Genomic DNA, 18,369 nt, shown 5'->3' on the forward strand with positions numbered 1-18,369 from the left:
CTATCGGCGCGGGAGGCCGCCGCGGAGCGCCGCGACCGCTCCCGGACGCCCTCCAGGGTCCCCACTGGGGTCCCCTTCTAGGGTCGCAGGGTGACCGACCGGATGCAGGTGGCCAGCCGCGCCGCCGTACCCCCCTTCCACGTGATGGACATGCTGGCCGCGGCGGCGGAGCGCCGGCGCACCCACGGCGACCTCGTCGACCTGCTGGCCGGCCAGCCCAGCACCGGCGCCCCCGGCCCGGTCGCCGCCGAGGCCGTGCGGCTGCTCGGGTCGGGCGACCCGCTGGGCTACACCCCGGCCACCGGGGTGCTGGAGCTGCGCGAGGCCATCGCGGGCCACCACCGGCGCACCCACGGCATCGACGTCGAGGCCGACGACGTCGTCGTCACCACCGGGAGCAGCGGCGGCTTCCTGCTCGCCTTCCTCGCCGCCTTCGAGCACGGCGACCGCGTGGCGATCGCGCGCCCGGGCTACCCCTGCTACCGCAACGTGCTCACGGCGCTCGGCTGCGAGGTCGTCGAGGTGGCGACCGGCCCGGAGACCCGCTTCCAGCCCACGGTCGAGCAGCTCGACGCGCTGCACGCCGAGGTGGGGCTCTCGGGCCTGGTGGTGGCCAGCCCCGCCAACCCCACCGGCACCATGCTGCTGCCCGAGGAGCTCGCCGCCCTGGCCCGCTGGGCCGAGGAGCACGGGGTGCGGCTGATCTCCGACGAGATCTACCACGGCATCGAGTACGCCCCGCTCGAGCAGGGCCCGCAGGCCCGGCTGGCCCGCTCGGCGTGGGAGACCAGCCGCCAGGCCGTGGTCTTCTCCAGCTTCAGCAAGTACTTCTCCATGACCGGGTGGCGCATCGGCTGGATGCTCGTGCCGCGCGACCTGCGGCGCGCCGTCGACGTGCTCACCGGCAACTTCACCATCTGCCCGCCCGTGCTCGCCCAGCGTGCGTGCCTCGCGGCCTTCACCGAGGAGACCTACGCCGAGCTCGACGCCCACGTGGAGCGCTACGCCCACAACCGGCGGCTGCTGCTCGACGGGCTGCCGCGGCTGGGACTGAGCCGCCTCGCGCCCGCCGACGGGGCGTTCTACGTCTACGCCGACGTCTCCCACCTCACCGACGACTCCATGACCTTCGCCCGCGACCTGCTCGCCCGCACCGGCGTGGGCGTGGCCCCGGGCGTCGACTTCGACGTGGTCGAGGGCCACCGCTCGGTGCGGCTGAGCTTCGCCGGCCCCACCGCCGTGGTCGAGGAGGGCCTAGCCCGGCTCTCCACAGCCCTGCGCCCGTGACGTTTCCGCGCCGTCGAGGTCGGGCACGGTCCTGCCACGGCACCCGGCCCACCGCCCACCCCCCTCGGAGGTCCACGATGTACGGCGACCCCTCGGCCCTCCTCGGTCTCGCCCGCCGCATGCGCGACGTGGCGGGCGACGTCCGCGCCGAGGCCGACCGGCTGGTGGGTCGGGCGGAGGCCACCGCCTGGACCGGCGTCGCCGCCGACGCCGTGCGCGAACGGGCCCGGCAGCGGGCGGGCGACCTGCGGCGCACGGCCGCCCTCCACGACGCCGCCGCCGAGGCCCTCGAGCGCCACGCCCGCGAGGTCGACCGGCTGCGCGAGCTCATCGCCGCGGCCGAGCGCCGCCTCGCCGGGCTCCTCGACGCGGTGCGCGAGCGCGCCGACGACTGGCTGGACCCGCTCGGCGGGCGGCTCGACGACTGGACCGGAGGACTGGCCGACCGGCTCGAGCGGATCACCCCACCGCCCCCGGGCCACCGCGACTGGCTCGACCTGGAGCTGCCGGGCCTGCTGCCCGGCCTCGGGAGTGCGGCCTGATGACGACCCGGATCGACCTCGGTCGTCTCGACGGCGCCGGGGCCGAGCACGAGGCCGGACCCGCAGCCGCAGCCGGAGCCGGCCAGGAGAGCGAGGACCCGCGCCGGGTGCGGGTCTCGCGGCGCGCGGCCGAGGCCCTGGGCCGGCGCCTGGAGTCACCGATGCCGTGGCAGGTCGCCCGCCGCACCGGCCCCGACCGGACCCTCGACGGCTCGATGCGTCCGGCGCCCGTGCCGCCCCACGACCCCGACGACACGACCGACCCGTGGGAGGAGCTCGGCGGGCTCGGCCTGGTCGACGCCTCGGGCCGGCTCTTCCCGGAGCTGCCCGGCGCCCTCGACGTGCTGGCCCGCCCCGAGACCGCGGTCGACCTCGACCTCGTCGTGCGCCGCCCGACGACGGGCGCCGCCCCGGTCGCCGCCCCGGGTGACGGCGCCGGGCCGGGTGGGTCGACCGACGTCCAGCTGCGCGCCTGGCACCGCCGGCGCGCGGGGCGGGTCACCGCGGTCGCGACCGCGGGCGCGCAGGTGGAGATCGGCTGGTTCGACGACCGCTCGTGGGCCGCGGAGCTGGCCCGCGTCGCCGCGGTCAGCAGCACCCTGGCGCCCACCCCGCCGGCGCGCGACCTCACCCTGCCCCACGAGCTCATGCTCGGCGTGGGCGTGGCGCGCCGCACCGACGCCCCCCGGCTCACCGAGGAGCTGCTGCGCCGTCACCTGCCGCACATGCGCGTGCCGGAGGGCGCCGACGCCCGTGAGCAGGTGCAGCTGCTGCACTCCGGGGTGGTCGGACGCCTGCGCGCCGTGGTCTCCGGCCAGGGCGACGACGGCCGTCGCAAGGTCGGCTGGGTGAGCTGGCTGCTCTTCAGCGACGGCTGGCGCACCCTGCGTCCCCACGTGGACTCAGGGGTGTCCCAGGTCGGGGTGCACCACGTCGAGCCCTCCGCCCTGGGCCGCGAGGTGGCCCGGCTCGTCGCCGGGGTCGCGTCGTGAGCGCCCCCGGCGACCCCAGGGCCACCCCCACGGCCACCCCCACGGCCACCCCCACGGTCACCGACGGACCGGGCCGCGCCCTCCCGCCCCTGACGTCGCTCACCGGCGGCGCGACCGGCCTCGCGGCGAGCTGGCCGCAGCTGGTCGCGCTGGCCTCGGCGTACGACGCCTCCGGGGACCGGCTGCGCGACTGGGCGGGCGAGGGGTCGCGGGTCCTGCTCGACGCCGACCTGCTGGCCTCGGCGCCGCTGGCGCCGCGCACGTTCGCAGCGGCCGAGGCCGCCGTGGTGGCCGCCTGCGCCGGACCGGACGGGGCGCTGGCCGCCTCCGCGGCCTGGGAGACCGACGCCGTGATGGTGCGGGTGACTCTGCACTGGCTGCGCGAGAGCGACGAGCTGGTGCGGGCCACCTTCGAGGCCGTGGACCTGCTCGCCGGCCGGGCGGTGGGCTTCACGCTGACCGCCTCGGCCCCGCTGTGGCTGCCCGGCGCCGTGGTCGTGGGCGGGGCGGCGGCCCTGCTCTGGCCGACGCTGCTCCGGCCGGCGGTGCCGCCGTCGGTGCGGCGCGACCTCGACCGGGGCCTGACGGGGGTCGGCCGGCTCACCGAGCAGTGGCTGCTCGAGCACCCCGGGCTGGTGCAGCACCTCGCCAACGGCGGCGGCGGGCTGCTCGACGGCCTCTGGGACGGGCTCACGCCGGCGACACCGGGCGGTCCCTTCGGGCTACCGTCGTCGACCCCCGACACCGAGTCGGCCGCGGGCCTGCTCGCCGCGCTCTACGACGACCGCACCGGTGTCGCGGTGCCGCGCGGCGACCTCGCGGTGGGCCTCGGCGCCGTCGCCCCGGCCACCCTCGCCGGGCTGCTGACCCACCTCCAGCAGGTCGCCGCGCTGTCGGGGCCCGACGGGCGCGGGGCCCCGGGGGCCGTGGAGGTGCAGACGCTCCACGGGCCCGACGGCCAGGTGCGCCACGTCGTCTACCTGCCCGGCACCGACGACCTCGGCACGCTGCCGTGGACCCAGGACTCCGACGTGCGCGACATGGCGACCAACTACCTCCTGCTCGCCGGGGAGGGCAACGCCTACCAGGACGGTGTGGTCGCCGCGCTCGAGCAGGCCGGGGTGCAGCCCGACGAGCCGGTCCTGCTCGTGGGTCACTCCCAGGGCGGCATGACCGCCGCGGCCCTGCTCGCGCAGGGCAGCCCCTACGACGTCACCCACGTCGTGACCGCCGGCTCCCCCACCGCCCACCTCGACGGCTTCCCGGCCGGTGCCCACGTGGTGTCGCTGGAGAACCACGGCGACGTCGTGCCCCTGCTCGACGGCGAGGACAACCCCGACACCGCCGAGCAGCTCACCGTCGGCTTCGACGCCGGCGGCGCGGGCGTGGTGGGCCACCACGGACTGCCGGCCTACGTCGCCGGCGCCGCAGCGCTCGACGCCTCGACCCACCCCGGCGTCGTGGAGCAGGTCCAGAGCCTCACCGCCGCCGGCTTCCTCGACCCCGGCGGCCACTCCACCGCCTCCAGCCAGGTGCTCCAGGTGGTCGCCGAGCGCTGAGACCACGGGCCGACCACGGGCCGACCACGGGCCCCGACGCGGGGCCGGGGCCGTGGTTTCGCCGCCCCGGGCCCGGGGAAAGCGAGCGCACGAGGAGAGGCGAGGGAGGCACGATGTACGGCGACACCGACGTCATGCGCAGGCGGGTGCTGCAGCTGCGCGAGCAGGGCGGCGACATCCGCGCCCTGGCCGACCGGCTGGTCGCCCGCACCGAGGCCGTCGGCTGGAGCGGACGGGCCGCCGAGGCGATGCGCGAGCGGGTCAGGGAGCGCGCCGGGCACCTGCGCGACGCCGCCGCCGACCACGACGCCGCCGCCGACTCCCTGGAGCGGCACGCCCAGGAGGTCGGCCTCCTGCAGGAGACCATCGGCGAGCGCGAGCGACGCGCGGCGACGCTGGTCGCCGACGCCCGCGCCCGCGTCGCCGCGGTGCAGGCCCACGCCGACGCCGACGCCGCCCTCGGGGTGCGACGTCTCGCCGACCCGGCCGACGAGCAGGTCGCCGGCTTCGACGGGCCACCCGCGGGGCACCGCGACTGGCTGAGCGTCGAGCTCCCGGGCCTGTGACCCTCCCCCCACCCGGGCCCCCGGGCCGCGTGAGCCCGTGACCCCGTCCGGCCCACCCCCCGACACCGTCTCGAGAGGACGCCGATGCCCACCATCGACCTGAGCAACCCGCCGCCCCCGGCGGCCAACCTGCTCGACGCGCTGCCGCGACGGGTGGCCCTCACCCTGGCCGAGCTGCACCTGGTGGCCGAGGCCGCCGGAGGCGCTCCGCTGCCGTTCGCCCCGACGCCCGCGCCCGCCGCGGGCCCGGGCGGGCTGGACGGTCGCCTCGGCTCGAGCCGCGGCACGACGGAGGACGCGGCGTACGCCTCGGCGCTGTCGTCCCTGCACGACCCCGAGGCCTCGTTGGGCCGTCGTGGCCTGCTGGCGGGCGGCGAGGTCGACTCCGGCCTTCTCGGAGCCGTCGGCCTGCTCGCCACGCCGGCCGTCGCCCTCGACGTCGACCTCGCGGTCGGCCCCCTGCGCTGCAAGGCCTGGCACCGCCAGGCCGGGGACGCCGTCGCCACCCTGGCGACGGCCGACGGCATCGTCTTCGAGCTGGCGTGGTTCCCGGTCTCCCAGTGGGCCATGGAGCTGGCCCGGGTGGCCGTGGCGCCCGAGGACCTCGCGCTGACCACCTCGCAAGTGCCGGCGGTGCTCGACGCACCCTTCGCGCTGGTCGACGCCGCGGGCGAGGCGGTGCGCTCGGGGCGCAGCGACCTGCTGCCGGTGCTGGTCGCGCAGCACACCGGCCGCACCCGCTCGATGAGCGGGACCGGCGCCGACGAGCGCTGGGCCGGTCGGCAGACGACGCTCGACGACGCCGCCACCGTCGGCGCGCTCGGCGCCCTGACCACCGAGGCACGGGGCCGCCTGCGGGCGCTGGTCGCCGACGTCTCCGGCGCGAGCACCAGCGTGGTCGGCGTCGTCTCCTGGGTGCTGCTCGCCGACGGCTGGCGCGCGCTGCGTCCGCGCCACGTCGACGACGAGCACCGGGTGGGCGTGCACCGCGTCGAGCCGCCCGACCTCGCCGCCGAGCTGGCGCCCGTGCTCGCCGAGGTGACCCGGTGACCGGGGACCTGCCCGACCAGGGCACGCCCGCCAGCGGACCCGGCAGCGGACCCGGCAGCGGACCCGGCAGCGGACCCGGCGGCGATCTCCTCGGGGAGCTCCTCGGCCGGCGGCCCGACGGGGCCGCGGGAGACGCGGGAGACGCGGGAGACGCGGGAGCGGCGACACCCGCGCCGCGCTCGGCGGTGGAGGACGCCGACCTCGCCGACAAGTACGACCAGATGATGCGGCTCGCCGACGAGTTCGACGCGGCCGGCCAGCACGTGCGCGAGCGGGCCCGCCTCGGCGTGGAGATCCTGCGCGACCCCGACGTCGCCGACTCCGCCGACCTCTCCCGGTCGACCTGGGCGCGGGCCGAGGACGACATCCGCGCCGCCACCGCCGGCAAGCACGGCCTGCTGACCCGCTCCATCGAGCTCGACGCCGACGCGCTCGTGCTCCGGGCGACGGTGCTGACCTACCGGTGGATCGACGAGCTGCAGTCGGCGGCCTACGAGACCCTCGGCTCCATCGCCGGTCGTGCCATCGGCTACCTCGCCCCCGGCGTGGCCCTGGGTGGCGCGATCGTGTCGGCCGGGCTGATCGAGACCGACGCCCTCGACCGTGACGGCGTGGCGGCCTACCTCAACGAGCTGGCCGAGAACAACCCCGAGCTGATGGACCACGTGAGCAGCGGCGGCGGCGGCCTGCTCGACGGGCTGCAGATGCGCTCGATGCTCACGGTCGGCGTGCTCGCGGGCGACACGCAGCGGGTCGCGGCCGCCGGCGGTCTGCGCGCCGCCGGGGTCGCCGACTTCCCCACCGACCTCGGCTCCGCCCTGCGCGACGTCGCCGGCGGCCTCGTGGACGGCGGGGCTCCCGTCGTCGCGGACGCGCCGGAGGCCGGCGGCGCGGACGGGCCCGGCGTCCCCGGCGCGGACGACCCGGTGCAGCGCGCACCCCGCAGCATCGAGGAGCTGCTGACCGCGCTGGCCGCGAGCCGGCGCAGCGTCACCGTGCAGCGGGTCGGCCCGCAGCGCTACATCGCCTACCTGCCCGGCCCCGAGGCCGGGGAGGGCCGGCTGCGGCTGGTCGGGGGCGACCACACCGCCTACGACGCCGAGGTCGTGGCCGCGGTGGAGCGCGCCGTGGCCGGCGACGAGGGCGCGCGCGTGATGCTCGTCGGGTCGGCGCAGGGCGGTGTGACCGCCGCCGAGATCGCCGCCACCGTCGCCTCGCCGCACTTCGTGGTCGACCAGGTCGTGACCGCCGGCGCGCCGGGCGCGCAGGTGACGCGCGTGCCGGAGACCACACGGGTGCTGTCGCTGGAGGACCGCTCCGACCCGGTCGCGCTGCTCGGGTCGCTGGTCAACGCCGGTCTGCCGCACCGCGTCACGGTGGTCTTCGAGGGGGCCTCGGCCCGCGCCGACGGCACCAGCGTCTACCTCGCCGGTGCCCGGGCCGCCGACAGCGCGACCCACCCGGAGCTGCGCGCGGAGATCCAGCGCATCCAGGGGCTGGGCTACCTGGCCGGCTGACCCGGGCCGCCTCACAGCACCTGGTGGACGAACTCCCCGAGCTGGGTCAGGTTGCGGCACTCCACCATCGGCACGACCTCGCCGTAGCGCGACGCGGCGGAGTCACCGGTGTCCCAGTGGCGCCGGTGCTCGGGGTTGAGCCACCAGGAGTGACGGATGCCGGCGGTCAGCTCGCGCAGCACGTCGAGGCGGAGGTCGGCGTAGTTGGAGCGGGCGTCGCCCAGCACCAGCAGCGACGAGCGCGGACCCAGCGCGTCGGGGTGCTCCTCGGCGAAGCGGGTGAGGGCGCGGCCGTAGTTGGTGCGCCCGAAGCGGGCGGCGTGGGCCGCGCTGGCCGCCAGGTCGCCCATCACGTCGACGAGGTCGGCGCCAGGGCGGAAGTACGGCGTCACCTCGTGCACGTCGTCGACGAAGGTGAAGGCGCGCACGGCCTGGAACTGGTCGCGCAGCGCGAAGACCAGCAGCAGGGTGAACTGCGCGAAGTGGGCCACCGACCCGCTCACGTCGCACAGCACGACCAGCTCGGTGCGGTGGGGCCGGCGCGGCTTGTGGTGGGTGGTCAGGGGCACGCCACCGGTCGACATCGACGCCCTCACCGTGCGCCGGAAGTCCAGTGGGCCGCGACGTCGCGAGTGGTGCTCCTGGGTCAGCCGGCTGGCCAGGCGACGTGCGAGCGGGTGGATCTCGCGCCGCATCTCCTCCAGGTCGGCGCGACGCATGGAGAGGAAGTCGAGCCGGTCGATGGTGGGCCGCATCGCCACCGAGGCGACGTGGTCGGGCCCCTTCTCCTCGCCGATGCGGCGGCGCGCGTCGGCCTCGACGGTGCGGGTGAAGGCGCCGATGCGCTGGGCGGCCGCGCGGTCGGCCTCCTCGTCGCCGCGACCGCCCGCGACCAGCCCGGCCACGATCTTGTCGACCAGCTCGCCGGGCGCCACGCGCTGCAGCGCGGTGTAGGCCGACCACGAGGACAGTCCCGGGCCGCGGCCCGGCATCGCTCCGAAGCGGCCGACCATCTCCGCGGCCATGCGCGCGAGGGCGTCGTCGTCGCCGGCCAGCAGCGCGTCGAGCAGGCGCTCGCGGAAGTCGGTGAGCGCCGCGGCGTTGTCGCGCACGCCCTCCCCCGCGGCGTCGGGGCCGTCGGGAGCGTCGGGCCCGTCGGGCTCGCCGTCGGGCGAGGTGTCGGCGGTCGAGCCGCCGGGGGTGCCGTCGAGCCCGAGGCCGCCGTCGCCGACCAGGCGCGGGAAGTAGAGGTCGAAGAGGGCGTCAAAGGTGGGTCGCTGGGCGCGACGCTTGACCAGCGTCGCGGCGTACCCCTCACGGACGAGGGCGCGGTCGTCCCAGCTCAGCGCGGTGAGCGCCGCGATGGCGTCGAGGTCCTCGGCGAGCGAGACCGGGAGGCCGGCGGCGCGCAGCGCCTCGAGGAAGGCGATGTGCCGCTCGAGGAGGCCGCTCGTGCCGGCCGCGGTCACGCCCGCAGCCGCAGCTCGCGCACCGCGCGGTCGTGGTCGGAGGCGTGCTTGAGCACGACCCCGAGGGTGTCGGTGACGGCCTTGTCGTCGAGGTCGCGGATCTCGAGGGCGATGAGGGTGCGCGCCCAGTCGACCGACTCCGCGATCGACGGCGCCTTCTTCAGCTCCAGCTCGCGCATCCGGCCGACCATGGCCACCAGCTGCTCGGCGACGCGGTCGTCGAGCCCCGGCACCTGCGAGGAGACAATCTCACGCTCCCGCTCCGCGTCGGGGTAGTCGAGGTGGAGGTAGAGGCAGCGGCGCTTGACCGCCTCGGAGAGCTCGCGGCTGGCGTTGGAGGTGAGCACGACGAAGGGCCGGCGCACCGCGGTCACCGTGCCGAGCTCGGGGATCGTGACCTGGAAGTCCGAGAGCACCTCGAGCAGCAGCCCCTCGACCTCCACGTCGGTCTTGTCGACCTCGTCGATGAGCAGCACCGTGGGCTCCTCGCGCCGGATGGCGGTGAGCAGCGGGCGGGTCAGCAGGAACTCGTCGGTGAAGATGTCGTCGTGGGTGGCGCTCCACTCCTGCGCACCCTCCTGGGCCCCCTGCGAGGCCTGGATGCGCAGCAGCTGCTTCTTGTAGTTCCACTCGTAGAGCGCGCGGGCCTCGTCGAGGCCCTCATAGCACTGCAGCCGCACCAGCTCGGCGTCGCAGGCCCGCGCGACGGCCTTGGCCAGCTCGGTCTTGCCCACCCCCGCCGGGCCCTCGACGAGCAGCGGCTTCTCCAGCGCCCCCGCGAGGTAGGAGGTCGTCGCGGTGGGGGTGTCGGCGAGGTAGCCCGCCGCGGCGAGCCGCTCGACGGCCTGCGCCGGGGAGGAGAACCAGGAGGAGGTCATGGCCCCATCCTGTCCCACCGGCGGTGCTTCCGGGCGCGGGACCGGTCTGGACCGGCCGGTGCCTCGCCGGTCGCGAGGGTCACCTCGGTGCGCGCGGGTCGTTGAGAGGGGACCACGAGCCCCGGCGGGGTCCGTGGGCGTGGTTCCGGGACCCGCAGCTCCCCCTCCCCCCGTCACCCACCTCCGCGGTCGCCGCCGCCGGTGGCCCTCCCCCAGGAGCCCGCCATGCACCCCTCCGCCGACGTCGCCCCGCCGTCGCCCCCGCCGTCGACCCCGCCGCCGCTGGTGGCCCGGCTGCTGGTCGGGGTCCGGCTCGCGGTGGTGGTGCTCCTGGCCGCGCTCGTGGTGGCGCTCGTGCTCGGCCCGCGTACGACGGAGCCGTCCGGGTCGGCCCCGGGGCTGAGCGCCGAGCCCGTCGCCGACGTGCCCGACCGGGTCGACGCACTGATGGCCCGCCACCGCTGCTCCACCCAGGGTCTCGGGCCCGACGTCATCCCCGCGCAGGCGCTGCTGCGCGGGCGCGACGGGGTGGTCCGGGTGACCGGCTTCGACCGGGGCTGGGCCGCGTGGACGGGTGAGGCCCCCGGTGAGCTGGTCGCCGTGTGCCTCGGGCCCGCCCCGCGCTGAGGCCCGCTGCTCACCGGCGGCGCCTCGTGGCGACCGTTCGTCGTGCCGGACCGCCCGCCCGGCGCAGGCCACGGGGATCCACGGCCGGGGCCGTCACCCCCGGACCCGAGGCTCGTTGGACCGTCATGCGACGCCGTCCTCCCGCCGCCGCCGTCACCGCGGTGCGAGCCGTGAAGGCCACGGTCTTCACGCTGCTGATGATCCTGCTGGTCGGCCTGCCGCTCGGCAGCGGCCAGGGCGTCGGGTCGGCCGGCACCGGCGGCGACGGTCCGGGCGGGCCGCGCCAGGCCGCCGTCACCGTCCCCGGCCCCGGCGACTGACCCCGGGATCCGCTGCCGGGACCCGCTGCCAGGACCCGCCGCCAGGACCCGCCGGCCCGGCGCGCTGCCAGGACCCACCGTCGAGGGGTCAGAAGGCGCCGTGCCGCCCGGCCCCGGACACGAAGCGGGCGGCGCCCTCCAGCGCTCCCGCCGCGAGCGAGGCCCGGCCGTGGTCGAGCTCGACGGCCAGGGCCTCGGCCTCGGGCAGTCCGTCCTGCTCCAGCAGCGAGAGCCGGTCGTGGCGCAGGCACTCCTGGGGGAGACCCGCGAGCTCGCGGGCGAGAGCCTCGGCCGCGGCGCGCGCCCCGCCCGGGGCGACCACGCGGTTGACCAGGCCGATGCGCTCGGCCTCGACGGCGCCCACCGGGCGGCCGGTGAGCACCAGGTCGAGGGCCCGGGAGGCGCCGATCAGGCGGGGCAGCCGCACGGTGCCGCCGTCGATCAGCGGCACGCCCCAGCGCCGGCAGAAGACGCCGAGCACGGCGTCCTCGGCGGCGACCCTCAGGTCGCACCACGCAGCCAGCTCGAGCCCGCCCGCGACGGCGTACCCCTCGATCGCGGCGACCACCGGCTTGCCCAGCCGCATCCGGGTGGGACCCATCGGGGCGTCCTCGTCGACGGGGTCGACCCGGTTGCCGTGCTCGCCGCCGACCGCCTTGAGGTCGGCTCCGGCGCAGAACGTGCCTCCCTCGCCCCACAGCACCGCCACTGACTGGGTCTGGTCGGCGTCGAAGGCCCGGAAGGCCGCGGCCAGCGCGGCGGCCGTGGGACCGTCGACGGCGTTGCGGGCGTGCGGGCGGTGGAGCACCACGGTGGTGACCGGCCCCTCGGTCTCGACGCGTACGGCGGGAGCGCTCATGCCGGCAGCGTAGGACCCCCGCACCGCCCGCCCCCGGACGTCATGCGCACCGTGGATGCGCATCCACCTCTCGTATGACATCCCCGCCACCCCGCCGCGACCCCCGCACCGCCCGCCCCCGGACGTCATGCACACCGTGGATGCGCATCCACCCCTCGTATGACGTCACCGCCGCGCCCGCCGCGGGACGTCATACGCACCGTGGATGCGCATCCACCCCTCGCATGACGTCACCGCCACCCCGCCGCGCCCGCCGCAGGACGTCATGCGCACCGTGGATGCGCATCCACCCCTCGTATGACGCCCGCGACGGACCGGCCCGCTCAGTCATCGCCCAGCGGGCCGGCGCCGGCGGCGTGGCGGCGGGCGAGGTCCTGGTAGTAGCGGGCGTCGGACTCGATCCACGGCTCGGAGCTGCTGCCGGCGACGGGCTTGACCGCGCGGGCGGGGACGCCGGTGGCCACGACGCCGCCCTCGATGACCGCGCCGGGGGTGACCACCGAGCCGGCGCCGACCAGGGTGCGGGCGCCGACGCGGGCGCCGTCGAGCAGGGTGCTGCCGTTGCCGATGAGCGCCTGCTCGCCGACCTCCGCGCAGTGGACCACGCAGGAGTGGCCGATCGAGGCGTTCGGGCCGACCGTGAGCGTCTCGCCGGGCGCGGCGTGGAGCACCGAGCCGTCCTGCACGTTGGTGCCCTCGCGCACCACGATCGTGCAGATGTCGGCGCGCAGGACCGCGCCGTACCAGATGCTCGCGCCGGCCTCCACGGTCACGTCGCCGATGAGGGTGGCGGTGGGGGCGACGAAGGCGTCGGGGTGCACGGTGGGGCGCTTGCCCTCGAACTCGTAGAGCGGCATGGAGCCATTCCACACTCTCCCGGGCCCGCCGCGCGCGGCGGGCGCGCCCCCCGCCCCACGGCTCAGCCGGCGAGCAGGTGCACGACCACGCCCGCGACCGCGCAGACCCCGAGGGTCCGCAGCACGGGCCAGCCCCGGCCGAGCACCAGCAGCAGCCCGAGGGCGGTGACCGCGAGGGCGGCGGGATCGAGCGAGGCCGGCACGGGCAGCTCGAGGGCGAGCGGCCCGCGGTCCACGCGCACCGTGTCGGTGAAGAGGGTGTGCACCGCGAAGTAGACCGCCAGGCTCGCGATCACCCCGACCACCGCGGCGGTGATCCCGGTGAGGGCGGTGCGCAGGGCGCGGTTGCCGCGCAGCCGCTCGACGTACGGCGCGCCGAGCAGGATGAAGACGAAGCAGGGCACGAAGGTCACCCACGTGGTCAGCAGCGCCGCCAGCACCGCCGCGAGCCAGGGGTCGAGCGTGCCGGGATCGCGGTAGGCGCCCACGAACGCGACGAACTGCACCACCATCACCAGCGGCCCCGGCGTGGTCTCGGCCAGCGCCAGCCCGCGCACCATCTCGCCGGGGGCCAGCCAGCCGTAGACGTTGACCGCCTGCTGGGCCACGAAGGCCAGCACGGCGTAGGCCCCGCCGAAGGTGATGACGGCCGTGCCACCGAAGAAGAGCCCCTGGTCGACGAAGACGCTGTCGCGCCCGGCCAGCACCGCCGCCACGGCGACGGGGGCGGCCCACAGCAGCAGACCGAGGCCGAGCACGCGCAGCGAGCGGGCGGTGGAGGGGCGCTCGGTGTGGAGCGCCTCGTCGCCGATCAGCGGGGCGGGGCCGTCGTCGGCGTGCGGCGGCGGGGCGGCGCCCAGCCCGGGCAGCCGGGTGCCGAGGGCCCAGCCGAGCACGCCGGCGGCGAGCACGACCACGGGGAAGGGCACTCCGAAGACGCTCAGCGCCACGAACGACGCCAGCGCCAGGCCCACCAGGGCCGGGTGGCGCAGCGCCTTGCGCGAGAGGCGGGTGACGGCCTGCACGACGATGGCGACCACCGCCCCGGCCAGGCCGAGGAAGAGGCCCTCGAGCAGGGTGGTCTCGCCGTAGCCGACGTAGAGCGCCGACAGGGCCAGCAGCGTGACCACGCCGGGGAGCACGAAGAGGATGCCGGCGACCAGGGCCCCACGCACGCCGTTGAGCAGCCAGCCGACGTAGGTGGCGAGCTGCTGGGCCTCGGGGCCGGGCAGCAGGGTGCAGTAGGACAGCGCGAAGAGGAACCGCTGCTGGCCGATCCAGCGGCGCTCCTCCACCAGCGTGCGCTGCATGACCGCGATCTGGCCGGCCGGTCCGCCGAAGGTCTGCAGCGAGATGAGGAACCATGCGCGCGTGGCCTCCCGCAGCGGCACCACGTCGGCGGAGCGTGCGTCGCGCTGGCTCATCGGCGTCCTCGGGGTCGGTGCGGGCGGGCGGTCGTGCGGCCCGTCGAAGTCTAGTGATCAAGTGGGGTTTGCGGGGCGGGCGGGTGCTCCGACCACCACCCTGCCCGCCGCCGGCGGCATGAGGGTCGTCGGGAAGGACCGTCGGCGGCCCACAACGAAACCGACGCGGGGCGCGTCGACAAGGGGACGGCCGACCGCCGGCCCGTCGCGCCACCCTCCCGCGAAGGACCCCCGATGACCGCCCACCTCCACCCGACCCCTCGCACACCCGCCCCCGTACCCGTCCTCGCACCCGCCCCAGCACACGTCCCAGCACACGTCCCTGCCCGGCGCAGCCCCGGGGTCGTGCGAGCCACCGGGCTCACGGCGCTGGCAGGGCTGGCAGGGCTGGCAGGGCTGGCGGTCCTGGCGCCCGTCACGGCGACGGCGCTGCCACCCGCCGGCGGCGGGGCGCCGACCTCCACGGTGTCGACGGCGACGGACCGCGCCGTGCCCAAGACCGTGCTCAACCCCGGGCAGCTCGAGCGCGGAGCGGGCCCCCGGGTGCCCCGGGTGCTCGGCACCTCCATCGTCGACGGCTCCCTGGAGGTGCCGGTCGACGCCGACGAGATCGACCTGCTCGGCCCCGCCGGCGACGACTACGTCGTGGTGGCCTACGACGCCAGCGGCGGCGTGATCGAGCGGGTCTCCCCCGACGGGTCCACCCGGGTGCTGCGCGAGAGCAACATCGGCCTCAACGAGCTCTCGAGCGACGGCAGCCACCTCTTCGACGTCGTCACCCGCGGGCGCGACCGCACCGTGGTGCGGGTGCTCGACACCACCACCGGCGAGGTCACCGCCCGCCGCGGCTTCCCCGGCTTCGTCGACGTGCTCGACGCCGCCGACGGCGTGGCCGTGCTCGGCGGCACGGCGCCGCGCCGCACCGTCTCCTGGGACACCGCCACCGACGAGACCACCCGGATCGTGAGCCGCCAGGGCTACCGCGCCGACCTGGCCGCCGACCGGCTCTCGACCTTCTCCGGCGACCCCTACGACGGCGGCTGCAGCCGGATCACCCCCCTCAGCGACCCGGCCCGCACCCTGTGCGCTTCTGCGACGACATCGAGGTGGCCGCCTCCCCCGGAGCCGGTCGCCTGCTGACCGTGCCGCTGCTGCTCGACGGCCCGCTGAGCGAGGTCGCCGTGCGCGGGGCCGCGGGCCGGCTGCTCGGGGGCTACGGCACGCGGGGCACGTTCGGTCCGCTCGTCTGGGAGGACGACCGCACCGCGTTGATCACGGTCTACGGGGTCCGCAGGACGGCGGTGGTGCGGTGCACCGTCGCCGGCCCGGCCGAGGACCGCACCTGCGAGCGCGCGACGCGGCTGATCCCGACTCCCGGCCTCTGACCCGACGCGGCGGAAAGCCGGCGCGGTCGGGTCAGGTCGGGCCCCCACGGGCCGATGGACCAGACCGTGACCGGCTCCCCCCGAGGCCCTCGCGCCCACCCCCTGACCCGCCCCGCCCCCCGCGGCGCCGTCCCCGCGGACCCGCGCCCTCGACGCCGACGGGCGCTGGTCGCCGTGCTCCTCGGCGTGCTGAGCCTCCTGACGGGTGCCCTGAGCGCAGCCACCGGCACCGCGACGGCGTCGCTGCCTCCCGCGCCGTCCGCGCTGGCGGTGTCACCGACCAGCTACGTCGGTGGCCAGGCCGTGACCTGGACCGGCAGCCTCGGGGTCGCCGGTGCGCGGGCGCTGGTGCTGGAGCACCACATGGGTCGACCCGGCGACGCGTGGGTCACCGAGCCCGGCGTGGTCGGCACGAGCGCCCTCGACGGAAGCTTCTCCTTCGTGCACGAGGCGCCGAGCATGATGAACATCCACTACCGGGTCAGGGGCGGCTCCGCGGTCTCCGCCCCGCTGACGTTCCTCGCCAAGACCCAGGACCTCACCATCCGCGTCGCCGGCACACGCGCCGACGCGGCCAACCCGCCCGGCCGGGTCGAGGCCGGTCGCCCGTTCGCGATCGCCGTCGACACCACCCCCGACGAGCTGCGCGGGCCCACCTCCCGCGGCCTGCCGGTCTTCGAGGGCCGCACCCTCACCCTCCAGCGCCGCGTCGACGGGGACACCTGGGACACCCTGGCCACCACGACCGTGCCCGCCGACGGCGCCACGCGCTTCCCCGACCTGGAGGCCGACGCGGGCGTCGCCGTCTACCGGGTCCGCGCCGAGGACCACCTCACCGGCGGCCACCGGATCGGCTGGACCCAGTCCTTCCCCCTCTACGTGCTCGTCGGCGAGCAGGCCCAGCAGGCCTGGGACCGCGACCACCCGACGACGACCTCGCCCCGCCCGTCGTACGTCGGAGCCGCTGCGGCCCCGGCGACCCGGACCGCCACGGCCGGCCGGGCCCTGCAGGCCGCGCCGGGGGCGACGGCGGGCCAGCGCCTGCGGTGGTTCCCCGCGCTCTTCGACTTCGCCTGGGAGTTCGGCCAGTCGCTGACCAGCCTGCCCGCGCGCGGCACCCGCCTGGCCGGCGGGTGGGTCGACCACTCCGACGGGGCGGGCCGGGTGAGCAAGGTCAACGGCGGCCTGGCCATCGACAGCAAGCGCCTCGCCGCGGCCGGCCCGGGCGACTTCGGCACCACCCGCGCGACCCTGCGTGGCAACGCCATGACCTACGGCCGCTGGGAGGCGCGGATGCGCGTGCGCGACGCCGCGGAGCGCACCGGCCACCCCTACGACGTGCTCGCCGAGCTGGTGCCCGCCGCGGTGGGCGACCAGGACTGCGGAGCGGGCACGATCAGGCTGGCGCGGATCTCGCCCCACTCCCGGGTCGTGCGCTTCGGCGCCCAGTCGGCGCAGCACCGCTGGTCGGGCCGGGTCACCGGCCCCGACACCCCGACGCGCTTCGCCTACGCCGTCGCGGTCGAGGTCGGCCGCGACCACGTCACCTGGTTCGTCAACGGCGTCCCTGTCGGGACGGTGACCGGCGAGGAGGTCGTGCCGGGCGTGCCGCTCACCCTGCGCCTCTCGCTGGTCGGCGACGGCGCGCAGGAGATGGACCACACCGGGCTGATCTCCGACTGGCAGCGCGGCTTCCCGATCACCACCGGTGAGGAGACCCTCAGCCGCGACCGCCTGCCGCGCCGGGCCGTCGCCGCACGCTGCTGACGCCCTGCCCGGCGGGTCTGCCGCCCGCGACCAGCCGCAGACGCCGTCGCAGGGTTTGGGCCGACCCCAGGATGGCGGCTACGCCACGCGACCCCAGGGGAAAGGGCGGCTTGTGCCTTCCCTGGATTTTGGGTGGCCCAGTCCGCAGCAAACCCACAGTGGTCATTCTGAACCTGACTCCGGGTTTGCGGGGCTTGCTGCCCTGAAGCAGGTACTCATTCTTGTGGGTTCCTACTCGGTGGCTGCGGCCTGGTAGTCCTTCACTTGGGTTTCGAAGAGTCCGGCTATCACGTCGGCGTCAGATGACAGAAGACCACCGCCAGCCGTAACGACAATGGTGGGGCCGACAAGGGCGTAGTTCTGCAACAGGACAGTGCCCTCGGCATCAATGCGAACCCCGACCGAATCTTCACCGACCCTGGGCGCTGACATGGCGGCGTACACCAGTCGGGTTCCCTGGAACGTCTCGGATTCGCAGGCGTCGAGCGCTGTAGTGAGGGCCTCGAACGCTGCGCGGGCCCGATCAGGGGTCTCGTACTGACGAAGACCCGTGCGCAGGATCTGCCCGGACACGCCGCCACCCTTGGTGAACTCATGAAAGACGAAGGCGTCCTCCTCCGGGGCCTGGTAGTCGCAGAAGGTCTTGTTCCCCGGCTCACTGGGCGGGTCTTGGCTGTAGCCGACAGGGAGATCCTGAATGGTCAAGAGCGCCGCTGTGAGGGCGCTTTCCGACAGTACGTTGTACGCCGGCTCCGGCGAACCGGTCGCAGAAGGTGAGGCACTGACGGACTCTGACGATGCATCTGACTCAGGGGATATCGGGTCATCGATAGCAGGCGCGCCGCCGCAACCTGCGGCGAGAGCCAGGGCCGCGGCGGAAATTACGAGAGCTATGCGATTCATGAAAGGCCGTTCTGTCGAGTTCCAGGGTGGGTGCTGAAACGCATCATGTCCGAGAGGGCTGACACTTTCGAGCACCCCGCATCGCTGCCTCGCCGGATCGGTCGACGACATCAGGTCGAACCTGCAGCGTCGCAGAGAGCCAGTTAAAACGTCGCGACGCGGCTTACGGCACGAGTGACGGCGTAGGGAACACCACCCGCAGGCTCCGCTTGGGAACTTCGTCCTCGCGGCTCACTACGACAGGACAATCAGCCGACAAGCTCTCGGCAACAAAGTGGGACTGTCGAAGGCGCGTACCGCTTGACTCAGCGGGGCGACCGGAGACGACAAAGCCCCACGCAGATCCAGTCCGCACGGGGCTTCGTCG

18 protein-coding genes are annotated in these 18,369 nt (G+C 75.9%); 12 read left to right on the forward strand and 6 right to left on the reverse strand.

Annotated elements, in window-relative coordinates; all coding sequences use genetic code 11:
* Nucleotides 1-90: 90 nt before the first annotated feature.
* The 7 genes from LPA27_RS01155 to LPA27_RS01185 all read left to right on the forward strand — a co-directional run bounded on the left by LPA27_RS01155 (nt 91) and on the right by LPA27_RS01185 (nt 7,513).
* Nucleotides 91-1,287, forward strand: coding sequence for a pyridoxal phosphate-dependent aminotransferase (locus LPA27_RS01155; RefSeq protein WP_228941200.1), 1,197 nt, complete (start codon nt 91-93; stop codon nt 1,285-1,287).
* 77 nt (nt 1,288-1,364) lie between these two features.
* A complete protein-coding gene (locus LPA27_RS01160; protein ID WP_228941201.1) occupies nt 1,365-1,829 on the forward strand; it encodes a WXG100 family type VII secretion target in 465 nt (154 codons plus the stop codon).
* Entirely contained in the window at nt 1,829-2,821 is a 993-nt protein-coding gene (locus LPA27_RS01165) for a hypothetical protein (protein WP_228941202.1), read from the forward strand. Before LPA27_RS01160 ends, LPA27_RS01165 begins: the two co-directional genes overlap by 1 nt.
* Nucleotides 2,818-4,380, forward strand: a complete 1,563-nt coding sequence (locus tag LPA27_RS01170; protein WP_228941203.1) for a hypothetical protein — start codon at nt 2,818-2,820, stop codon at nt 4,378-4,380. The genes LPA27_RS01165 and LPA27_RS01170 overlap by 4 nt, the downstream gene beginning before the upstream one ends.
* Before the next feature lie 113 nt (nt 4,381-4,493).
* The gene (locus tag LPA27_RS01175) at nt 4,494-4,946 is read left to right on the forward strand and encodes a hypothetical protein (RefSeq protein WP_228941204.1); all 453 of its coding nucleotides are present in this window, start codon (nt 4,494-4,496) and stop codon (nt 4,944-4,946) included.
* An 84-nt stretch (nt 4,947-5,030) separates the two neighbouring features.
* On the forward strand, nt 5,031-5,996 hold the full coding sequence (locus tag LPA27_RS01180) for a hypothetical protein (protein WP_228941205.1): 966 nt from the start codon (nt 5,031-5,033) through the stop codon (nt 5,994-5,996).
* Nucleotides 5,993-7,513 carry a hypothetical protein gene (locus LPA27_RS01185; RefSeq protein ID WP_228941206.1) on the forward strand — a complete coding sequence of 507 codons (1,521 nt, stop codon included), beginning with the start codon at nt 5,993-5,995 and terminating at the stop codon, nt 7,511-7,513. The genes LPA27_RS01180 and LPA27_RS01185 overlap by 4 nt, the downstream gene beginning before the upstream one ends.
* An 11-nt stretch (nt 7,514-7,524) precedes the next feature.
* Here the strand turns inward: LPA27_RS01185 and LPA27_RS01190 are convergent, their stop codons facing one another.
* Nucleotides 7,525-8,982, reverse strand: a complete 1,458-nt coding sequence (locus LPA27_RS01190) for a VWA domain-containing protein (RefSeq protein ID WP_056863140.1) — start codon at nt 8,980-8,982, stop codon at nt 7,525-7,527.
* Nucleotides 8,979-9,860, reverse strand: coding sequence for an AAA family ATPase (locus LPA27_RS01195; RefSeq protein WP_056903191.1), 882 nt, complete (start codon nt 9,858-9,860; stop codon nt 8,979-8,981). The genes LPA27_RS01190 and LPA27_RS01195 overlap by 4 nt, the downstream gene beginning before the upstream one ends.
* A gap of 225 nt (nt 9,861-10,085) precedes the next feature.
* Here LPA27_RS01195 and LPA27_RS01200 point away from each other — a divergent pair, with 225 nt between their 5' ends.
* Complete coding sequence (locus LPA27_RS01200) at nt 10,086-10,487, forward strand: hypothetical protein (protein ID WP_228941207.1); 402 nt, start codon at nt 10,086-10,088, stop codon at nt 10,485-10,487.
* A 125-nt stretch (nt 10,488-10,612) separates the two neighbouring features.
* On the forward strand, nt 10,613-10,807 hold the full coding sequence (locus LPA27_RS01205) for a hypothetical protein (RefSeq protein ID WP_228941208.1): 195 nt from the start codon (nt 10,613-10,615) through the stop codon (nt 10,805-10,807).
* An 88-nt stretch (nt 10,808-10,895) separates the two neighbouring features.
* On the opposite strand, the gene LPA27_RS01210 is transcribed toward LPA27_RS01205, so the two are convergent.
* The 3 genes from LPA27_RS01210 to chrA form a co-directional block, all read right to left on the reverse strand.
* Nucleotides 10,896-11,666, reverse strand: coding sequence for a crotonase/enoyl-CoA hydratase family protein (locus tag LPA27_RS01210; RefSeq protein ID WP_228941209.1), 771 nt, complete (start codon nt 11,664-11,666; stop codon nt 10,896-10,898).
* A gap of 323 nt (nt 11,667-11,989) precedes the next feature.
* On the reverse strand, nt 11,990-12,523 hold the full coding sequence (locus LPA27_RS01215) for a gamma carbonic anhydrase family protein (protein ID WP_228941210.1): 534 nt from the start codon (nt 12,521-12,523) through the stop codon (nt 11,990-11,992).
* Between the two features lie 62 nt (nt 12,524-12,585).
* Entirely contained in the window at nt 12,586-13,947 is a 1,362-nt protein-coding gene (gene chrA, locus LPA27_RS01220) for a chromate efflux transporter (RefSeq protein ID WP_228941211.1), read from the reverse strand.
* Nucleotides 13,948-14,436: 489 nt separating this feature from the next.
* Between chrA and LPA27_RS01225 the strand changes: the two genes are divergently transcribed.
* From LPA27_RS01225 to LPA27_RS01235, 3 genes are all read left to right on the forward strand, one after another.
* Nucleotides 14,437-15,087: a hypothetical protein gene (locus LPA27_RS01225; RefSeq protein WP_228941212.1), complete on the forward strand. Its 651-nt coding sequence runs from the start codon at nt 14,437-14,439 to the stop codon at nt 15,085-15,087.
* Nucleotides 15,054-15,332: a hypothetical protein gene (locus LPA27_RS01230; protein ID WP_228941213.1), complete on the forward strand. Its 279-nt coding sequence runs from the start codon at nt 15,054-15,056 to the stop codon at nt 15,330-15,332. The genes LPA27_RS01225 and LPA27_RS01230 overlap by 34 nt, the downstream gene beginning before the upstream one ends.
* A gap of 186 nt (nt 15,333-15,518) precedes the next feature.
* Nucleotides 15,519-17,099: a hypothetical protein gene (locus LPA27_RS01235; RefSeq protein WP_228941214.1), complete on the forward strand. Its 1,581-nt coding sequence runs from the start codon at nt 15,519-15,521 to the stop codon at nt 17,097-17,099.
* Between the two features lie 231 nt (nt 17,100-17,330).
* Here LPA27_RS01235 and LPA27_RS01240 read toward each other — a convergent pair whose 3' ends face one another.
* Nucleotides 17,331-18,113, reverse strand: a complete 783-nt coding sequence (locus LPA27_RS01240; protein ID WP_228941215.1) for a hypothetical protein — start codon at nt 18,111-18,113, stop codon at nt 17,331-17,333.
* Nucleotides 18,114-18,369 lie beyond the last annotated feature (256 nt).

Source organism: Nocardioides sp. Leaf374, from assembly GCF_916862475.1.
In the GTDB taxonomy this organism is placed as follows: Bacteria; Actinomycetota; Actinomycetes; order Propionibacteriales; family Nocardioidaceae; genus Nocardioides; species Nocardioides kribbensis.

Bases quoted from the DNA above. Each gene is read 5' to 3' on its own strand.
- LPA27_RS01160 (WP_228941201.1), top strand. From the start codon at position 1,365: ATGTACGGCGACCCCTCGGCCCTCCTCGGTCTCGCCCGCCGCATGCGC.
- LPA27_RS01165 (WP_228941202.1), top strand. From the start codon at position 1,829: ATGACGACCCGGATCGACCTCGGTCGTCTCGACGGCGCCGGGGCCGAG.
- LPA27_RS01175 (WP_228941204.1), top strand. From the start codon at position 4,494: ATGTACGGCGACACCGACGTCATGCGCAGGCGGGTGCTGCAGCTGCGC.
- LPA27_RS01180 (WP_228941205.1), top strand. From the start codon at position 5,031: ATGCCCACCATCGACCTGAGCAACCCGCCGCCCCCGGCGGCCAACCTG.
- LPA27_RS01195 (WP_056903191.1), bottom strand. From the start codon at position 9,860: ATGACCTCCTCCTGGTTCTCCTCCCCGGCGCAGGCCGTCGAGCGGCTC.
- LPA27_RS01200 (WP_228941207.1), top strand. From the start codon at position 10,086: ATGCACCCCTCCGCCGACGTCGCCCCGCCGTCGCCCCCGCCGTCGACC.
- LPA27_RS01205 (WP_228941208.1), top strand. From the start codon at position 10,613: ATGCGACGCCGTCCTCCCGCCGCCGCCGTCACCGCGGTGCGAGCCGTG.
- LPA27_RS01210 (WP_228941209.1), bottom strand. From the start codon at position 11,666: ATGAGCGCTCCCGCCGTACGCGTCGAGACCGAGGGGCCGGTCACCACC.
- LPA27_RS01215 (WP_228941210.1), bottom strand. From the start codon at position 12,523: ATGCCGCTCTACGAGTTCGAGGGCAAGCGCCCCACCGTGCACCCCGAC.
- chrA (WP_228941211.1), bottom strand. From the start codon at position 13,947: ATGAGCCAGCGCGACGCACGCTCCGCCGACGTGGTGCCGCTGCGGGAG.
- LPA27_RS01240 (WP_228941215.1), bottom strand. From the start codon at position 18,113: ATGTCGTCGACCGATCCGGCGAGGCAGCGATGCGGGGTGCTCGAAAGT.